We start from the raw sequence: 14511 nt of genomic DNA, 5'->3' as shown, positions 1-14511 counted from the left end.
GACCGTCACCCAAGTTCCACGAGACTCGGGACATGCTCACGAGGCTCGCGAGCAGAACATAGGTGCTGCGCTCGACAGGCGGCGGCACATAGCGCGTCCACCACCGCTTGAACGCCGGGCGTGCCATCACGCTGTGCTGCACGGCGAACAGGGTCAGAAGCGACACATTGATGATCAGCGCCTGCCAGAGCGGCGCGGCGACAGCATTGTCCACACTTCGCGGCACGACGATGTCGCCGACGAACCCGATCGCGTAGAGGAACACCGCCAGGAACAAGACGTAGCTGGCGACGCCGTAACCGACGGCGAGAAGACGATTCACATACTGCATGACGTATGGTCGCCCACTTTGGTTCACCGGCGCATGGGGCATTTGCCTCATTCAGTAATCCCAAACCCGCTGCTTTCTTTCTGCACCTGAACCGCGATGCACAAGCGTCACCTTTTGCCCATGGTTGGCAAGCAGCGACGAGACGGCGCTGCCGTTCACCGGGCGGCGAAACCGCCACTCCGTCTTCGGTGCGGACTTCGAGCGGACCGAGAACCGCGAAGTACGTCACGGGTTGCCACCTGGCCGACGACGCCGCCTGACGCACAGCATGCGCTGATCGAATCGTCGCCTGTCAGCAGATCCCGCGGATAATGAAGTGCCGACGGACGGAGGCTCATCATGGACATCCAGAGCGGCGATTTCGAGTACGACGAAGCCCATGACGCGATGGGCACGTCGCAAGGAGCATCCCCCACCCCGACGCGGGATGAGAAGCCGCCGAAAGTGGTCCTCGACCCGGGCGGGGACTACGGGTACGACGAAGCTCACGATTTCGGCGCGTAGCGTCGCGCTACCCTCGACCCCATGACCTGGCGATGTTGACCTGAACGTCTAGACCACTGCAAGCCTCATCGCCGGTTGGCCGGCGTTCTCTACGCATACCTGTTTCTTGACGACTTCGTCCTGCTGTACCCCGTCTACACGCTGCTGTTCAGCGATACCGGGTTATCCGTATGGCAGATCTCGTCGCTGCTTGTCACCTGGTCGGTGTCGAGCCTGGCCTTCGAGGTGCCCTCCGGCGCCTGGGCCGACGCAACGTCACGACGCCGCCTGCTGATCGGCGGACCCCTGCTGACGGCTGTCGCGTTCGCGCTATGGGTCGGCTCGCCCGGCTACTGCATGTTCGCGCTGGGCTTCCTGCTGTGGGGATTGAAGGGCGCGTTGACGTCCGGGGCGCTCGAGGCGTTGGTGTACGACGAGCTTGCCGTGCTGGGCGCGACGGACCGCTACGCGACGTTGATGGGCCGCGGCAACGTGGCCGGGGTGCTGGCAGCGATGTTCGCCGGGGCCGCCGCCGCACCGGCGCTGGTCGCCGGCGGATTCGTTGCGGTCGGCGCGGCCAGCGTCGCGGTGTCGGTGCTGGCCGCAGGCGTCGCAATGCTGTTCCCCGAGAACAAGATTGGGCACGCTGAGCCAGGTCTGAGCTGGGCCGACGCGGTGAGTGCGGGTGTCGCCGAGGCTCGGCGATCCCGGACGGTGTTGGCCGCGGTCGTGCTCGTCGCGGTCATCGCCTCGGTGTGGGGTGCACTTGACGAGTACACGCCGCTGTTGATCGACAGCACCGGTGTGTCGGCCGCCGAAGTCGCGCTGTTGATGGTGGTGGTCTGGGCGGGCGCCGCGGCGGGCGGGCTGCTCGCCGGACCGGCCGGCCGACTCGGCGATAGCGGGCTGTCGTTGCTGGTTGTCTGCGGCGCCGTTTTGATGTCTGTCGGTGCGCTTGCCGGGCACCCGGCCGGTGTGGTGGCCCTTGCCGTCGCGTTCGGTGTCTTCCAGCTGGCCACCGTCGTCGCCGATGCCCGCCTGCAGCACAGCATCTCGGGCTCCGCCCGGGCCACCGTGACGTCGCTCGCTGGGATGACGACGGACGTCGCCACCCTGATGGTGTGCGGCAGCTACGCGGCGCTGGCCGACGCGGGCGGGCACAGTGGCGCGTTCGCGGTGCTGACGCTGCCCTATCTCGCGGTGGCGGCCTGGCTGGTTTATCGCCAAGACAGATCGGGCACGCCACCTGTATGTCCGTAACAGCATTTCAGGACCTGCCGCTGGCTGACCGCGACCGCGAGTGGGATGGGGACGCCGCCGAGAAGCGGGTGCGCAAGTGGGCCGACGCCGAGGACGAGCCCAACGAGAAATACCGCGACGCCCATGTCTGGTACGACAGCGACAACAAGGACAACTTCACCGCCTACAAGCTGCTGATCGCCGACGCAGTTAGCCTCGGTTAGATTGCGGGCGTGACCCGCTCCCCCGCGGGCCGGTTCGCGCCGAGCCCGTCGGCCGATCTGCACATCGGCAACCTGCGCACCGCGGTGCTGGCGTGGCTGTTCGCGCGGTCGACGGGTCGGCGCTTCCTGGTGCGCATCGACGACCTCGACGACCGCACCCACACCCACATCGCCGACCGCCAGCTCGAGGACCTCGCCGCCATCGGTGTGACGTGGGACGAGCCGCCGGAGTGGCAGTCGCAGCATCCGCAGCGCTACGACTCGGTGATCGCTGAGCTGAAGGAGCGCGGGCTGCTGTACGAATGCTATTGCAGCAGAAGGGATATCCAGCAGGCACCGCGAGCGCCTCATGCCCCGCAGGGCGCCTATCCGGGCACCTGCCGCCAGCTCACCGAGGCTGAGCGTCGGCAGCGGCGCGACGAGACCGGCCGACCGCCCGCCTTGCGACTGCGCACCGACGCGATCGCCTACACCGTCCACGATGTGCTGCACGGTGACTACATGGGCATCGTCGACGATTTCGTGGTGCGCCGCGGCGACGGGGTCGCGGCGTACAACCTCGCCGTCGTGGTCGACGACGTGGCACAAGGCATCGACCAAGTGGTGCGTGGCGACGACCTACTGCCGTCCTCGCCGCGGCAGGCCTACCTCGCGAGGCTGCTGGGCTATCCGGAGCCGACCTACGCGCACGTCGCCTTGGTGCTCAACGAGGACGGCGCGCGGCTGGCCAAACGCGACGGCGCCGTCACGCTCGCCGAGATTGGCGTCGAGCGGGCTGTTGAGCAGATCAGCGCGTCGCTGGGCTGGCCGGCATCGAGCCTGGACGAGATGCTGGCGCAGTTCGACCCGGCGCAGTTGCCGAAGCACCCCTGGGTGTACACCTTGACGGGTTGATTACTCGCACCAGACGCGAGTGATCAACCCGTCAACCCAGTCACCGGTGAGCGGCCGTTGGCTGCCCGCGTCGCGGCCGCCAGCAGCTCGTCGCGGAACTGCGGGTGGGCGATCGCCGCGAGCGCCTCGCCGCGCTCCTGGACGGTCTTGCCCTCCAGCTCTGCGGCGCCGTACTCGGTGACGATCACGTCGACGTGGTGGCGCGGCGTCGTGATGACGGCGCCGGGCCCGAACCACGGCAGGATCCGCGACTGCAGCGCACCGTCTTTGGCGAACGTCGAAGGCAGGCAGATCAGCGAGCGGTCCGACAGCTCGAGCCCCACGCCTGCCACGAAGTCCTCGGCGCCGCCGACGCCGCTGAACTGGTCGCCGGCGATGGTGTCGGCGACCACCTGGCCGTGGATGTCGACCGCAAGCGCGCCGTTGATCGACACCATGTCGCTGTTGGCGCCGATCACCTCCGGTGCGTTGACGACCTCAACGGGCAGGAACGCGACGTCGGAGTTGCCGTCGAGCCATTCGTAGAGTTCCGTCGAGCCGAACGCGAACGTCGTCACGCTCACCCCGTCGTACTGGCCCTTGTGGGCGTTGGTGACCTTGCCCGCGCGGTGCAGCCGCATGCAGCCGTCGGTGAACATCTCGCTGTGCAGCCCGAAGTCGTGGCCGTCGCCCTCGGCCAGCAGGGTGGCGATCTGGCTGGGGATGGAGCCGATGCCGGTCTGCAGCGTCGCACCCGACGGGATGAACGCAACGGCATGGCGCGCGATCGCTTTGTCGACGTCGTTGGGGGGCGCTTCGGGCAGCGCCACCGGCCCGTCGGTCGAGTGCACCAGCACGTCGATCTCGTCGACGTGCAGCGCGTGGCGATGCTCCTGCCACCCGACGGTTCGCGGGTAGGCGTCGGACACCTCGACGACCAGCAGCCGTTCGGGGTCGGCGCCGGCGCGGCGCAGCTCGCCAACCGTGCCGCCGGCATGCAAGGACAGGGAGCACCAGCCGTCGGCGTCGGGCGGGGCCGCGACGGTCGTCATCACCCGCGGCGCCTGGCGCTCCAGCAGCGGGCCGAAGCGACGGAAGTCCGCGGGCGCGAACTCGATGTTGGCGCCGCTGTCCCGTAGCGCCCGCTCCAAGGGACCGTAGAAACCCGACAGGTAATGAACGCCCGGCCGCGAGAACAGTTCGGTGCCGACGGCGAGCAGCGCGCCGTAGACACCCAGATCGGTCCAGTCGGTGCGCTCACCCAGCGCGCGCAGAAACGCCGGCGGCTGGCCGGGGCCCAGCGGGATGCCCAGCGTGTCATCGGTGGCCAGGCGCGCAGCGGCCTGCTCGGCGGTGAGCTCGGTTGGCATGTCGTTCATCCTGCACGATTACGGCCTACGCCGAAATCGCGAAGGAGGCCATACCGCGCAGCGTCAGGTTGGGCTTGTACACCGGCTCACCGGCGATCCGCGCCTGCGGGAAGCGCGCGGTCACCGCCGACAGCGCGACCGCGGCCTCCAGGCGCGCCAGCGGCGCGCCGAGGCAGAAGTGTGGGCCTTTGCCAAAGCCCAGGTGCCGGATAGTTTCCCGGTCGGGATCGAATTCGTCTGGACGATCGTTCGCCGCCGGGTCGTGATGCGCCGCGGCCAGCAGCAGCATCATGCCGTCACCTTTGGCGACAGTGGTCTGGCCAATTGTCATGTCATCGGCGGCAATTCGCGCCACCAGCTGCACCGGCGGGTCGTAACGCATCGTCTCCTCGACCACCGCCGAGACCCGAGATGGATTGCGGCCCAGCGCTGTCCACTGCAACGGATGACGCAGCATCGCCAGGATCGCGTTGGCGATCAGGTTCACCGTGGTCTCATGCCCGGCGATGAGCAGCAGGTTGCACGTCGAGACGATTTCCTCCTCGGTGAGCTGATCCCCGGACTCCTCGACATGAATCAGGCCCGACATCAGATCTTCGCCCGGATTCTTGCGGCGTTGCGCGATCAGCCCGTGAAGGTACTCGCGCAGCCACAGCCCCGCTTTCATCTGCTCGGCGAAGTCGTCGGGCGTCTCGCCGGTCAACGAGATGAATGGGTCGAGCGCCTTGGCCAACAACGCTGACGCCCAACTGAATTGGGGCTCGTCCTCGAGAGGAACGCCGAGCAGCCGGCAGATCACCGCCACCGGAAGCGGGTAGGCGAGATCGGCGATCACATCGAACTGACCGTCGGCGGCCAGCTTGTCCAGCAGCGAGTCCACCAGCGCGGTGATGTCCGGCTCCAGCGCCTTGACCACCTTGGGCGCAAACGCCTTGCTGACCAGCTTGCGCAGCCGGGTGTGGTCGGGCGGATCGAGGAACAAAAAGCTCGGCGTCCAGAGCTGCCGCGGCGCGTTGTCGTCCGCGATCTGCTGCTGGGCCAGCGTCGACTTGAGCCGGTCGTTGGCCGACGATGGATGCCGCAGCACGTCATCGCAGTCCTGGAACGACGAGAACACCGTGAGGTGCCCTTCGGGCAGCCGCAGCGGCCCGTGCTCACGGATCTGGGCGTAAGCCGGATAGGGGTCGGGCCGGTTGGCCGGATCGATCAGCTGCAGCAGCAGCGTCTGCGACTCTGTGGTCGTCATCTACTTATTGTGCACGCGTCGAGTAGTACCGGCCCAAGACGTGTGCCCGCAGCTCGTCGAACTCGCCGACCTTGATGGCGGCCCGGATCTGATCGACGAGGCGAATGACGAAGCGCTCGTTGTGGATGGTGGCCAGCGTGGAGGCCAGGATCTCCTTCGCCTTGAACAGATGATGCAGGTAGGCGCGGGTGTAGTGGCTGCATGTGTAACAGTCGCAGTCCTCGTCGATCGGGGTGAAATCGCGGCGGTACCGCGAACCGGTGATGTTGTAGCGGCCCGTCGCCGAATACACCGCCGCGTTGCGGGCGACGCGCGACGGCGAGACGCAATCAAAGGTGTCGGCGCCCGCGGCGACCGCGTCGAACAAGTCGTCGGGTTCGCTGATGCCCAGCAGGTGGCGCGGTTTGTCCGCAGGCAGTTCGCTGCTCACCCAGCCGACGATGGTGGCCAGGTTCTGCTTCTCCAGCGCCCCGCCGATGCCGTAGCCGTCGAAGCCGCGGCCGTCGTCGTCCACGATCGTGGTCAGCCCGCGGGCGGCGCCGCGCCGTAGATCCTCGTACTGCGCGCCCTGCACCACACCGAACAATGCCTGCGGCGCCTTGTCGGGACGTTGCGCGGCCAGGCGCCGGTGTTCGGCCAGGCAACGCACCGCCCACGCGTGCGTGCGTCGCACCGACTCTTCTTGGTAGCCACGGGTATTGACCAATGTGGTCAGCTCGTCGAAGCAGAAGATGATGTCGGCGCCCAGCTGATGCTGGATGCCGATCGACACCTCCGGGGTGAAGCGATGCGTCGACCCGTTCAGGTGCGACCGGAACGTCACCCCGTCGTCGTCGACAACGGCCAGGCGCTCCTTGCCCTCGGCGATGATGTCGTCGGCCTGGACTCGTTCGGTGTCCATCGCCAGCACCTTGCGAAAGCCCGCCCCCAGCGAGAGCACCTGGAATCCGCCGCTGTCGGTGAACGTCGGGCCGGGCCAGTTCATGAACGCGCCCAGGCCGCCGGCGGCCTCGACGACGTCCGGGCCCGGCTGCAGATACAGGTGGTAGGCGTTGGCCAGAACTGCCTGCGCCCCAAGTTCTTTCATGGTTTCGGGTAGCACGGCCTTGACGGTGGCCTGGGTGCCCACGGCGATGAACGCCGGAGTGTGGATGTCGCCGTGCGGGGTGCGGATGACCCCCGCCCGTCCGAGCCGTCCGGGCAGCTCCGCCTCGACGGTGAAGAACGGCTCGCTCATGGGATGTATTCAACCGGACGACGACCGGATTATTTTGCTGACCCTGTCGCACCGCATACTCGATGGTCGTGACCCCGCGAAACTTCCTCATCCCTGGCTGTGCGGCCCTGCTCGCAGCCCTCGTCGGCTGCTCGTCGCCGGAGCCCGAGGCCCCCGCCCCGGCCCAGCCCGGTGAGACCAATGTGACGTTGGGCGGCAAGGACGTCGGTCCGACCAGCGACGTCAGCTGTGCGACAGAGGGCGGGCGGACGATCATCACCATCGAGGGCGGGCAGACCACGACTGTCAACCTCACCGATGAGAAGCCCCCGGTGGTCAAGTCGGTGAGCATCGGCGAGGCGGGCTCCGGCGGCCCGTCGTTGCTGTACGCCGAGGGTGTCTCCGCGACGCCGGCCAGCGCCACCCGCGACGGAAACCGCTACACCGTCAGCGGAACCGGGATGGGCACCGACGCCGCCAACCCGATGGTTCCCGTAGAGACTCCGTTCGAAATTGTGGTCACCTGCCCCTAGCGTGCGGGCTACATTTCTTCCGTGCGTCACGCCGGTCCCGTCCTTGCCGCGCTCGTCCTCGGCGGGCTGACGGGCTGTTCGTCGTCCCCGCCGCCGACGGCGGAGCCTCGGGCTTGCTGGTGGCCGGCACCGCGCAGGTGCGGATCAACGATCAGGACATGGGCATCACCGAAGCGGTGCGATGCATGCCGGCCGGCGTGTTGACCACCATCGAGACCGGGGATCAGACCTCGGGCGTGACGGCCCTGGTGTCCAACAAGGACGAGCTCACCGCCGAATCGGTGAGCATCAACAATGTCGGCGGCTTCACCGGCAGCTACAACGCCGGCCTGGGGGACACCGCGACGGTCACGATGATCGGCCGTACCTACGAAATCGCCGGGACAGCAAACGGTTTCGACACCGCGAAGCCAAGCTTCCGCACCACCGGCACGTTCTCGATCAAGGTGTCGTGCTGACACTGCGACTTCGCGATATTGCATCGCGGCAGTGAAAGTTCGAGAAGAGGCCTGCCGGAGCGCAATTTCGTCACTCGTTTTCAAGCAAACCCCTGACCATGGCTGAGCAGGGCACCATACTGCTGGGGATGGTCCGCCGATCTTGACGGACCACGTGAAAAAAGGAGAACAGTGGTGAAGCGTGGGTTCCTGGTCGCCGTAGGCGGCGCAGCGATTGTTATCGCCGGCCTGTCGGGCTGTTCGTCGTCGGAAGAGAAGGCCGAGTCTCCGGCCACCACCGCGGAGGCAACCACCGAGGCCGAGGCGGGCACCGCCACTGCCGAAGCGGGCGCGAGTGAAACCAAGGTCACCATCGACGGCCAAGACCAAAACGTCCAGGGCACCGTCGTGTGCAGCGCAATGGGCGGCAACATGAACATCGCCATCGGCGACGCCGCCACCGGCATCGCCGCCGTGGTGAGCGAGGGCGATTCGCCCGCGGTCCGCTCGGTCGGGCTGGGCAACGTCAACGGCGTGACACTGGGCTTCCAGGAGGGCGCCGGCCAGGGCGAGGCCAAGGCCGAGAAGGACGGTGACACCTACCGGATCTCGGGCACCGCGACGGGTGTGGACATGGCCAACCCCATGCAGCCCGTCAACAAGCCGTTCGAGATCGAGGTCACCTGCCCGTAGTAATCCCGTTCGACTGGCGGCGGCGTCCCGGTGGGGCGCCGCCGTTGTCGTATCAGGCGGGCAGTCGGTAGCCGGCCGCCGACTGGCGCAGCTGCCAGATCTGCGCCGGACACAACTCGTTGACGGCCTGGTTGATCAGGTAGCCGCCCTGGTAGTAGTCCGTGGTGTGGAAGTCGGCCTTCACCTGGTCGACCAGCTGCGCGTACGGCATCTTGGCCGCCACCCGGTCGCAGATGCTGTAGCCGTAACCCAATGCCGCCTCGGCGTTTGGGAAGTTGTAGCCCGGCCGGACATGGACGTTCACCAGATAGGCGACGTGATCGGCGTGCGCCGCTGGCGCGAATGCCAGAGCGCCCGCCGTTGCCAGCAGGCCGGCCAGCGCCGTTTTCATATTCATAACGTTAGGGAGCCTAGTGGATTCACGGTCGGGTAGCGTGCGATCCGCGCGGTTGCGACCGCCGTGAGGAGGACAGGTGGCGAAGCATCGCAAGGCCGCACCCCGGCGGGCCGTTCCCGGCGTGCTTGTCGGCGCGACGGCCGGCATGTCGGCGGTGTTGGTCTTTTCCGCGGATGCGTCTGCGGCGACGACGCTCCCGCAGGCCGACACCGTCATCGGCGTCGGCGGCTGGCGCAATCCGACCGGCGACCGGATCCCGGACAAGTTCCAGGGTCAATTGGTGCCAGATGGCGCCACCTTCGTACCAGTGGAATATCCCGCCGAGCTGCCCGTCGACCCGAGCGTGACAGAGGGCGTGCCGACGCTGCGCACCGCCATCGACGACACCGGCGGCACGAAGCTCGTCGTCGGCTATTCCGAGGGCTCGCTGGTCGCCGAACAGGTCAAGCGCGACTTTGGCGCCGACGGTGGTCCGCCGCCCGATGAGCTCCAATTCCTGTTCATCGCAGCGCCTTTCGTGCCCAACGGCGGGATCTATGCCCGGTTCCCGGAGCTGGCCATCCCGGGTTCACCAGCACCGGCGCGGCGGCGCCGTCGCCCTACGACGAGACGTTTGTGACACTGGAGTACGACGCGATCGGCGACTTCCCCGCCTATGCGAATCCGCTGTCACTCGCCAACGCCGCGGCGGGGCTGGTCTATGTCCACGGCGATCAGGGGCCGGACAACGTCGACCTGGCCACCGCGGACACCGTGTCCAAGACCGTCACCAAGCCCGGCGAAGGCACCGACACCTACATCCTGGTGCGCGCCGAGCATCTGCCGCTGCTGCAGCCCGTGCGCGACGTGTCGACGGCACTGGGCACCACGGCGTTGACCGAACCCGTGCTCGGCGCCGTCGAGCCGACATTGCGCCTGGGCGTCGACATGGGCTACACCGACCGCACCTACCAGAACGCCGACAAGCCGACGAGGTTCTCGTTGGTCACCCCGCCGTCGCGCGTGGTGCAGACCGCGGCGGCGCTGCCCGGCGCGGTGGCCGAGGGACGCGAGAATCTGCGCAACGGCGCAGCCGCATTGGGCAAGACATCGCACACCGCACGGACCGACGGAAACAAGGCGACCCCGACAACCCGTGCGGGTACGCAGCGGGGCAAGGCTGTGCGCGCGGCGATCAACAAGGTGTTGCGGGCCAAACCGGCGCCGTCGTCGTCGACGAATGACGACGCGTCGACATCCGATGACAGCGACTGACACATTCCGGCGTCGGGACGGGCGTCTGCTGACAGACTGACCTTGACGGGCAACTGGTGCGCGCGGTCTGATCGGAGTCTGTAATGAGCACACGCAAGCGACTGAGCCCGCTCGACATGATGTTTCTCTATGGCGAGACATCGAATTCGAAGATGCACGTCGCAGCGCTGTTGCCGTTCACGCCGCCGAAGGACGCGCTCGCCGACTATCTGCGTCGGCTCATCGACGATGCGCGCGGCCATGAGGTCGTCGCCCCGTGGAACCGCAAACTCGCGCATCACCGGTTGCAGTACAGCCCGATCCACAGTTGGGTCGTCGACGACAATTTCGACTTCGACTACCACGTGCGCCGTTCGGCGCTGGCCAGTCCCGGTGACGAACGCGAGCTCGGCATCCTCATCTCCCGGCTGCACAGCAATCATCTCGATCTGAGCCGCCCGCCGTGGGAGCTGCACATCATCGAGGGCCTCGAAGGCGGCCGCTTCGCGATGTACATGAAGATCCACCACTCGCTGCTCGACGGCTACACCGGGATGAAGGCCCTCGCCCGCAGCCTGTCCACAGATCCCGACGACGACGACACGCGGCTGTTCTTCAACGTGCCCATCCCGACGCGTGCCCGCCCCGAAGCGTCGCCGTCGAACCCCCTCCTCGGCGCCATCGGCGGAGTGGGCAGCGCGCTGACCGGAGGCGTCGGCGCGGCCGTAGGCCTCGGCCGTGCCCTGGTGAACACGCAGATCCGCCGCGACGGGGACTACGCGCGACTCGCCAACTCCGCGCAGGCGCCGCACAGCATTCTCAACGCCCACATCAGCCGCAACCGGCGCTTCGCCACCCAGCAGTACTCCATCGCGCGGCTCAAGGCGTTGGGCGCCGCCCACGACGCCACCCTCAACGATGTGGCGCTGTCGGTCATCGCCGGCGGGCTGCGCCGCTTTCTGCAGGAGCTCGACGAACTTCCGGACCAGTCGCTCGTCGCGTTCCTGCCGGTGAACATCCGGCCCAAAGACGACGAGGGCGGCGGTAATGCCGTCGGAGCCATACTTGTCGCGATGGGTACCGACATCGCCGACCCCGTCGAGCGCCTCACCAACATCAGCGCGGCCACCCGCGTATCCAAGGCGCAGCTGCAGACGATGTCACCTACCGCGATCATGGCCTACAGCGCCGCGCTGCTCGCGCCCGCCGCGAGCCAGATCGCCGGCGCGGTCACCGGTATCCGGCCGCCGTGGCCGTACGCGTTCAACATCTGCGTGAGCAATGTGCCGGGCCCACGAGAAACGTTGTACCTCAGAGGAAGTCGGCTGGAAGCCACCTACCCCGTATCGATCCCTATGCACGGAATGGCACTGAACATCACGTTGCAGAGCTACGCAGACACCATGAACTTCGGCTTCGTCGGCTGCCGTGACAAGCTGCCGCATCTGCAGCGGCTCGCGGTCTACACGGGCCAGGCACTCGACGAGCTCGAGGCCGCGACGCCGGCCCCCGCTCGGAGGTCTCGCCGATGAGGGCGGCGCGGCGGTTCTCGTCGCCCCAGTATTACTGGCTGACAGCGTTCATCGCGGCGCGCGGCGCCCAGACCACGACGTGCCGGGTGTTCGCGGCGATCATCGTCGGCCTCGGCGTGATTCCGCTGCTGATGATCGGCAGCTCGGTGGGCCCGCAGAGCGTGCAGGGGCAAGTGGTCGCGGTCGCGGTGTTCGCGTGCAGTCTGGTGTTGGCGGCGGTGTGGCTGCGCCATTGCTGGCCGACGCCGATACAGTCGCTGGCGTGCGTGGTAGTGGGCACCCTGTGCATCGCGGCCGGTTGCCTGATCCCGGCGAACCCCGTGGTCGGCATGCTCGGGACGACGACGTTTGCGGTGCCCGGCGCGTACATCGTGTGCTTCCACACCGCCCGGCTGCTGACGTTCGCCTGGGCGGTGGCGGCGGCGACGATCGCTGTGCTCGGTGTGCGACTGGCGGCCACCGATGTGTCCGTCGCGGTGGCGGCGGCGGTTCTCGTCGCGCTGATCAACGTCTTCATCGTGTTCTGCTGCCGGATGGTGATGCGACTGGTCAACTCCGACAGCCGCCGCACCGAGATCGAGCCGCTGACCGGGCTGCTCAACCGCGAGGCGTTCTACCAGGAGGCCGCGACGCTGCTGGCCTCCCGCAGCCGCGACGACGACCGCCACCTCGTCGTCGCCGTGGTCAACATCGACAGCTTCGCGCTGCGCACCGATATGGCCGGCGAGCGCGCCGGCAATCACGCGCGGGTCAGCGTCGGTCAGGTGCTGCGCGAAAACGTCCGGCACAACGCGGTTCTCGCCCATGTCGCCGACGACGAGTTCTTGATCGCCGACACGTTCACCCACGACGACCCGTCGCCGCTCGTGGAACGGGTCCGCGGCGCCATCACCACCACGCGTTCGGGGCTGACCGCGAGCATCGGTGTGGTGTGCACGCCGCTGCAGCCGCTGACCGCGCACCCGCCGCATGAGGTGCTCGACGAGGTGATCAGCATTGCCAGCACCGCAACGTCGGAGGCGCGGCGGGCCGGTGGCAATCAGGGCCGCTACGTCAGGCGTCCCAAGCTCGCGGTGCTCGGCGATTACGGCACCGACAACTGATCGATTACGGCCATATGTGAGCCACGTCTCCCTACGCTATGGCCATGAGACTCATGGCTGCAGTTGCGTTGGGTTGCGGTGTGGTGGCCGCACCGATGATCGTTGCCGGCACCGCGTCGGCCTCACCCATGACGTGTGACGGAGCGGGCTGCGTCACCTACATCCATCGCGACGCGGCCGAAGGCGCGCCATGCGAGCCGAACACCCGCTACAACTTCGGCCTCGATGCGTCGGGCAACACGTTGGCGTGCAGCTCCAGCCGCAAGTGGATCTCATCGCCACCGCTGGTGGGCATCCGCGTCGCGGGAACACAGTGCGGTGGCGAGACGGGCATGGCGCAGGCGCCCGACGGCTTGCCGTTGAGCTGCACCGGCGGGTTCTGGCGGCCCGACTGGCGGGCCGCCGTCTACTGAGGAGCGCGTGAGTGCTCAAGGTGGAGGATTGAGGTCAAATGGTGGCTTGAATCCTCCACCTAATGCATCTCGCGAAGGAAAAGTTGGCGGTGGCGGAGGGATTTGAACCCTCGGACGGGGGTTACCCGTCACACGCTTTCGAGGCGTGCTCCTTAGGCCGCTCGGACACGCCACCGTGTGGCAGCTTACCGAACGACCCCTGACTCAATCGAATCGCTTCCGCTCGAAGAACGCCTCCAACGGCGCCGCGCACTCCGCGGCCAGCACGCCGCCGCGCACCTGCGGCCGGTGCGTGAGCCGCCGGTCGCGCACCACGTCCCACAGCGATCCGACCGCACCGGTCTTGGGTTCCCACGCCCCGAACACCAGCCGCGCCACGCGTGCCATCACCAATGCGCCGGCGCACATCGTGCACGGTTCGACGGTGACCGCCAGCGTCGTGCCTTCCAGCCGCCACCCGTCGCCCAGCACCGCGGCGGCCGCCCGCATCGCCAGGATCTCCGCGTGCGCCGTCGGATCCCCAAGCGCCTCACGCATATTCGCCGCGCGCGCCAGCTCGCTACCGTCGGGCCCCACCACCACCGCGCCGACGGGCACATCGTCGGGACCCGCCGCACCGGCGGCGTCCAGGGCTGCGCGAATCAGGTCTTCGTCTGTCACCGATCGAGGCGGTCGAGCACTGCCGCGAGTTCGTCGGCAAAGCCCATCTCACGGGCGATCCGGCCGAGTTGTTCGTCGGCGTAGAGGTCCGTCTCGGCGATGATCACGCCCAGCACGTCCTCGTGCAGACCGATATCGGCGAGCAGCGACAGATCGCCCTCTTCGAACGGTTCGGCGTCGTCGAGCTCATCGGGATCGAGGTCGGCGTCCAGCTTTTCCAGCGCTTCGGCGGCGATGTCGTAGTCCAGCGCCGCGGTGGCGTCCGAGAGCAGCAGCCGGGTGCCCGACGGCGCGGGCCGCACGATGATGAAGAACTCGTCATCGATGTCGAGCAAGCCGAAAACCGCGCCGGCGCTGCGCAATTCACGCAGCTCCGTCTCCGCCGCGGTCAAACTACGCAGAGCGGCGCGGCGCATCGGCGAGCAGCGCCACTTACCGTCCTCGCGCACGACGGCGACACCGAAGCCGTCTGGAATGTCGACGGCCTGGTCTTTCGCCGGTGCACGCTGTGCTCCCATGTCGCCATAC

Annotated in this window: 15 protein-coding genes, 1 tRNA gene and 3 pseudogenes; 11 read left to right on the top strand and 8 right to left on the bottom strand. The window is 67.6% G+C overall.

The window, feature by feature from the left end:
• Positions 1–331 (bottom strand): annotated as a pseudogene (locus tag CWS39_RS22205) (methanethiol S-methyltransferase); the annotation flags it as partial.
• A 339-nt stretch (positions 332–670) separates the two neighbouring features.
• Here CWS39_RS22205 and CWS39_RS28945 point away from each other — a divergent pair.
• The 4 genes and pseudogenes from CWS39_RS28945 to gluQRS all read left to right on the top strand — a co-directional run bounded on the left by CWS39_RS28945 (position 671) and on the right by gluQRS (position 3171).
• Positions 671–835: a hypothetical protein gene (locus CWS39_RS28945; RefSeq protein WP_158240388.1), complete on the top strand. Its 165-nt coding sequence runs from the start codon at positions 671–673 to the stop codon at positions 833–835.
• A gap of 75 nt (positions 836–910) precedes the next feature.
• Positions 911–2074 carry an MFS transporter gene (locus CWS39_RS22200; protein ID WP_102145057.1) on the top strand — a complete coding sequence of 388 codons (1164 nt, stop codon included), beginning with the start codon at positions 911–913 and terminating at the stop codon, positions 2072–2074.
• A pseudogene (locus CWS39_RS22195) lies at positions 2065–2265 on the top strand (hypothetical protein); the annotation flags it as partial. The gene CWS39_RS22200 and the pseudogene CWS39_RS22195, both read left to right, overlap by 10 nt.
• 12 nt (positions 2266–2277) lie before the next feature.
• Positions 2278–3171, top strand: a complete 894-nt coding sequence (gene gluQRS, locus CWS39_RS22190) for a tRNA glutamyl-Q(34) synthetase GluQRS (protein WP_431306168.1) — start codon at positions 2278–2280, stop codon at positions 3169–3171.
• A 23-nt stretch (positions 3172–3194) separates the two neighbouring features.
• On the opposite strand, the gene CWS39_RS22185 is transcribed toward gluQRS, so the two are convergent.
• The 3 genes from CWS39_RS22185 to tgt are packed head-to-tail and all read right to left on the bottom strand — an operon-like array spanning position 3195 to position 7003.
• Positions 3195–4520, bottom strand: a complete 1326-nt coding sequence (locus CWS39_RS22185) for an acetyl-CoA hydrolase/transferase family protein (protein ID WP_102145068.1) — start codon at positions 4518–4520, stop codon at positions 3195–3197.
• A 25-nt stretch (positions 4521–4545) separates the two neighbouring features.
• A complete protein-coding gene (locus tag CWS39_RS22180) occupies positions 4546–5766 on the bottom strand; it encodes a cytochrome P450 (protein WP_102145055.1) in 1221 nt (406 codons plus the stop codon).
• Between the two features lie 4 nt (positions 5767–5770).
• Entirely contained in the window at positions 5771–7003 is a 1233-nt protein-coding gene (gene tgt, locus CWS39_RS22175; RefSeq protein ID WP_102145054.1) for a tRNA guanosine(34) transglycosylase Tgt, read from the bottom strand.
• A gap of 68 nt (positions 7004–7071) precedes the next feature.
• On the opposite strand from tgt, the gene CWS39_RS22170 reads away from it, so the two are divergent.
• The 3 genes from CWS39_RS22170 (at position 7072) to CWS39_RS22160 (ending at position 8645) form a co-directional block, all read left to right on the top strand.
• Positions 7072–7515 carry a lipoprotein LpqH gene (locus CWS39_RS22170; protein WP_233213626.1) on the top strand — a complete coding sequence of 148 codons (444 nt, stop codon included), beginning with the start codon at positions 7072–7074 and terminating at the stop codon, positions 7513–7515.
• A 119-nt stretch (positions 7516–7634) separates the two neighbouring features.
• On the top strand, positions 7635–7973 hold the full coding sequence (locus tag CWS39_RS22165) for a lipoprotein LpqH (RefSeq protein ID WP_306768843.1): 339 nt from the start codon (positions 7635–7637) through the stop codon (positions 7971–7973).
• Between the two features lie 174 nt (positions 7974–8147).
• Positions 8148–8645, top strand: coding sequence for a lipoprotein LpqH (locus tag CWS39_RS22160; RefSeq protein ID WP_102145067.1), 498 nt, complete (start codon positions 8148–8150; stop codon positions 8643–8645).
• Positions 8646–8697: 52 nt separating this feature from the next.
• On the opposite strand, the gene CWS39_RS22155 is transcribed toward CWS39_RS22160, so the two are convergent.
• On the bottom strand, positions 8698–9036 hold the full coding sequence (locus tag CWS39_RS22155) for a DUF732 domain-containing protein (RefSeq protein WP_102145066.1): 339 nt from the start codon (positions 9034–9036) through the stop codon (positions 8698–8700).
• Between the two features lie 151 nt (positions 9037–9187).
• Between CWS39_RS22155 and CWS39_RS30230 the strand changes: the two are divergent.
• From CWS39_RS30230 to CWS39_RS22135, 4 genes and pseudogenes are all read left to right on the top strand, one after another.
• A pseudogene (locus tag CWS39_RS30230) lies at positions 9188–10296 on the top strand (PE-PPE domain-containing protein).
• Between the two features lie 83 nt (positions 10297–10379).
• Positions 10380–11807 (top strand): WS/DGAT/MGAT family O-acyltransferase, encoded by a 1428-nt coding sequence (locus tag CWS39_RS22145; RefSeq protein ID WP_102145051.1) that lies wholly within the window; start codon positions 10380–10382, stop codon positions 11805–11807.
• Positions 11804–12910 carry a GGDEF domain-containing protein gene (locus CWS39_RS22140; protein ID WP_102145050.1) on the top strand — a complete coding sequence of 369 codons (1107 nt, stop codon included), beginning with the start codon at positions 11804–11806 and terminating at the stop codon, positions 12908–12910. The genes CWS39_RS22145 and CWS39_RS22140 overlap by 4 nt, the downstream gene beginning before the upstream one ends.
• Before the next feature lie 44 nt (positions 12911–12954).
• Positions 12955–13323, top strand: a complete 369-nt coding sequence (locus CWS39_RS22135) for a hypothetical protein (RefSeq protein WP_199178252.1) — start codon at positions 12955–12957, stop codon at positions 13321–13323.
• 84 nt (positions 13324–13407) lie between these two features.
• Here the strand turns inward: CWS39_RS22135 and CWS39_RS22130 are convergent.
• The 3 genes from CWS39_RS22130 to CWS39_RS22120 all read right to left on the bottom strand — a co-directional run bounded on the left by CWS39_RS22130 (position 13408) and on the right by CWS39_RS22120 (position 14501).
• A tRNA-Ser gene (locus CWS39_RS22130) sits at positions 13408–13498 on the bottom strand.
• Between the two features lie 29 nt (positions 13499–13527).
• Positions 13528–13983 carry a nucleoside deaminase gene (locus tag CWS39_RS22125; RefSeq protein ID WP_102145049.1) on the bottom strand — a complete coding sequence of 152 codons (456 nt, stop codon included), beginning with the start codon at positions 13981–13983 and terminating at the stop codon, positions 13528–13530.
• Positions 13980–14501, bottom strand: coding sequence for a tRNA adenosine deaminase-associated protein (locus tag CWS39_RS22120; protein ID WP_102145048.1), 522 nt, complete (start codon positions 14499–14501; stop codon positions 13980–13982). Before CWS39_RS22120 ends, CWS39_RS22125 begins: the two co-directional genes overlap by 4 nt.
• Positions 14502–14511 lie beyond the last annotated feature (10 nt).

This window comes from Mycobacterium hubeiense (genome assembly GCF_002838065.1).
In the GTDB taxonomy this organism is placed as follows: domain Bacteria; phylum Actinomycetota; class Actinomycetes; order Mycobacteriales; family Mycobacteriaceae; genus Mycobacterium; species Mycobacterium hubeiense.
Note: the sequence above shows the minus strand (reverse complement) of the source record. Positions and strands in the feature narration are given on the sequence as shown.

What these genes read in the sequence shown, in the direction of transcription:
- CWS39_RS22140 (WP_102145050.1), top strand. Translation starts at nt 11,804, where the DNA reads ATGAGGGCGGCGCGGCGGTTCTCGTCGCCCCAGTATTACTGGCTGACA.
- CWS39_RS28945 (WP_158240388.1), top strand. Translation starts at nt 671, where the DNA reads ATGGACATCCAGAGCGGCGATTTCGAGTACGACGAAGCCCATGACGCG.
- CWS39_RS22135 (WP_199178252.1), top strand. Translation starts at nt 12,955, where the DNA reads ATGAGACTCATGGCTGCAGTTGCGTTGGGTTGCGGTGTGGTGGCCGCA.
- CWS39_RS22180 (WP_102145055.1), bottom strand. Translation starts at nt 5,766, where the DNA reads ATGACGACCACAGAGTCGCAGACGCTGCTGCTGCAGCTGATCGATCCG.
- CWS39_RS22155 (WP_102145066.1), bottom strand. Translation starts at nt 9,036, where the DNA reads ATGAAAACGGCGCTGGCCGGCCTGCTGGCAACGGCGGGCGCTCTGGCA.
- CWS39_RS22120 (WP_102145048.1), bottom strand. Translation starts at nt 14,501, where the DNA reads ATGGGAGCACAGCGTGCACCGGCGAAAGACCAGGCCGTCGACATTCCA.
- CWS39_RS22185 (WP_102145068.1), bottom strand. Translation starts at nt 4,520, where the DNA reads ATGCCAACCGAGCTCACCGCCGAGCAGGCCGCTGCGCGCCTGGCCACC.
- CWS39_RS22145 (WP_102145051.1), top strand. Translation starts at nt 10,380, where the DNA reads ATGAGCACACGCAAGCGACTGAGCCCGCTCGACATGATGTTTCTCTAT.
- tgt (WP_102145054.1), bottom strand. Translation starts at nt 7,003, where the DNA reads ATGAGCGAGCCGTTCTTCACCGTCGAGGCGGAGCTGCCCGGACGGCTC.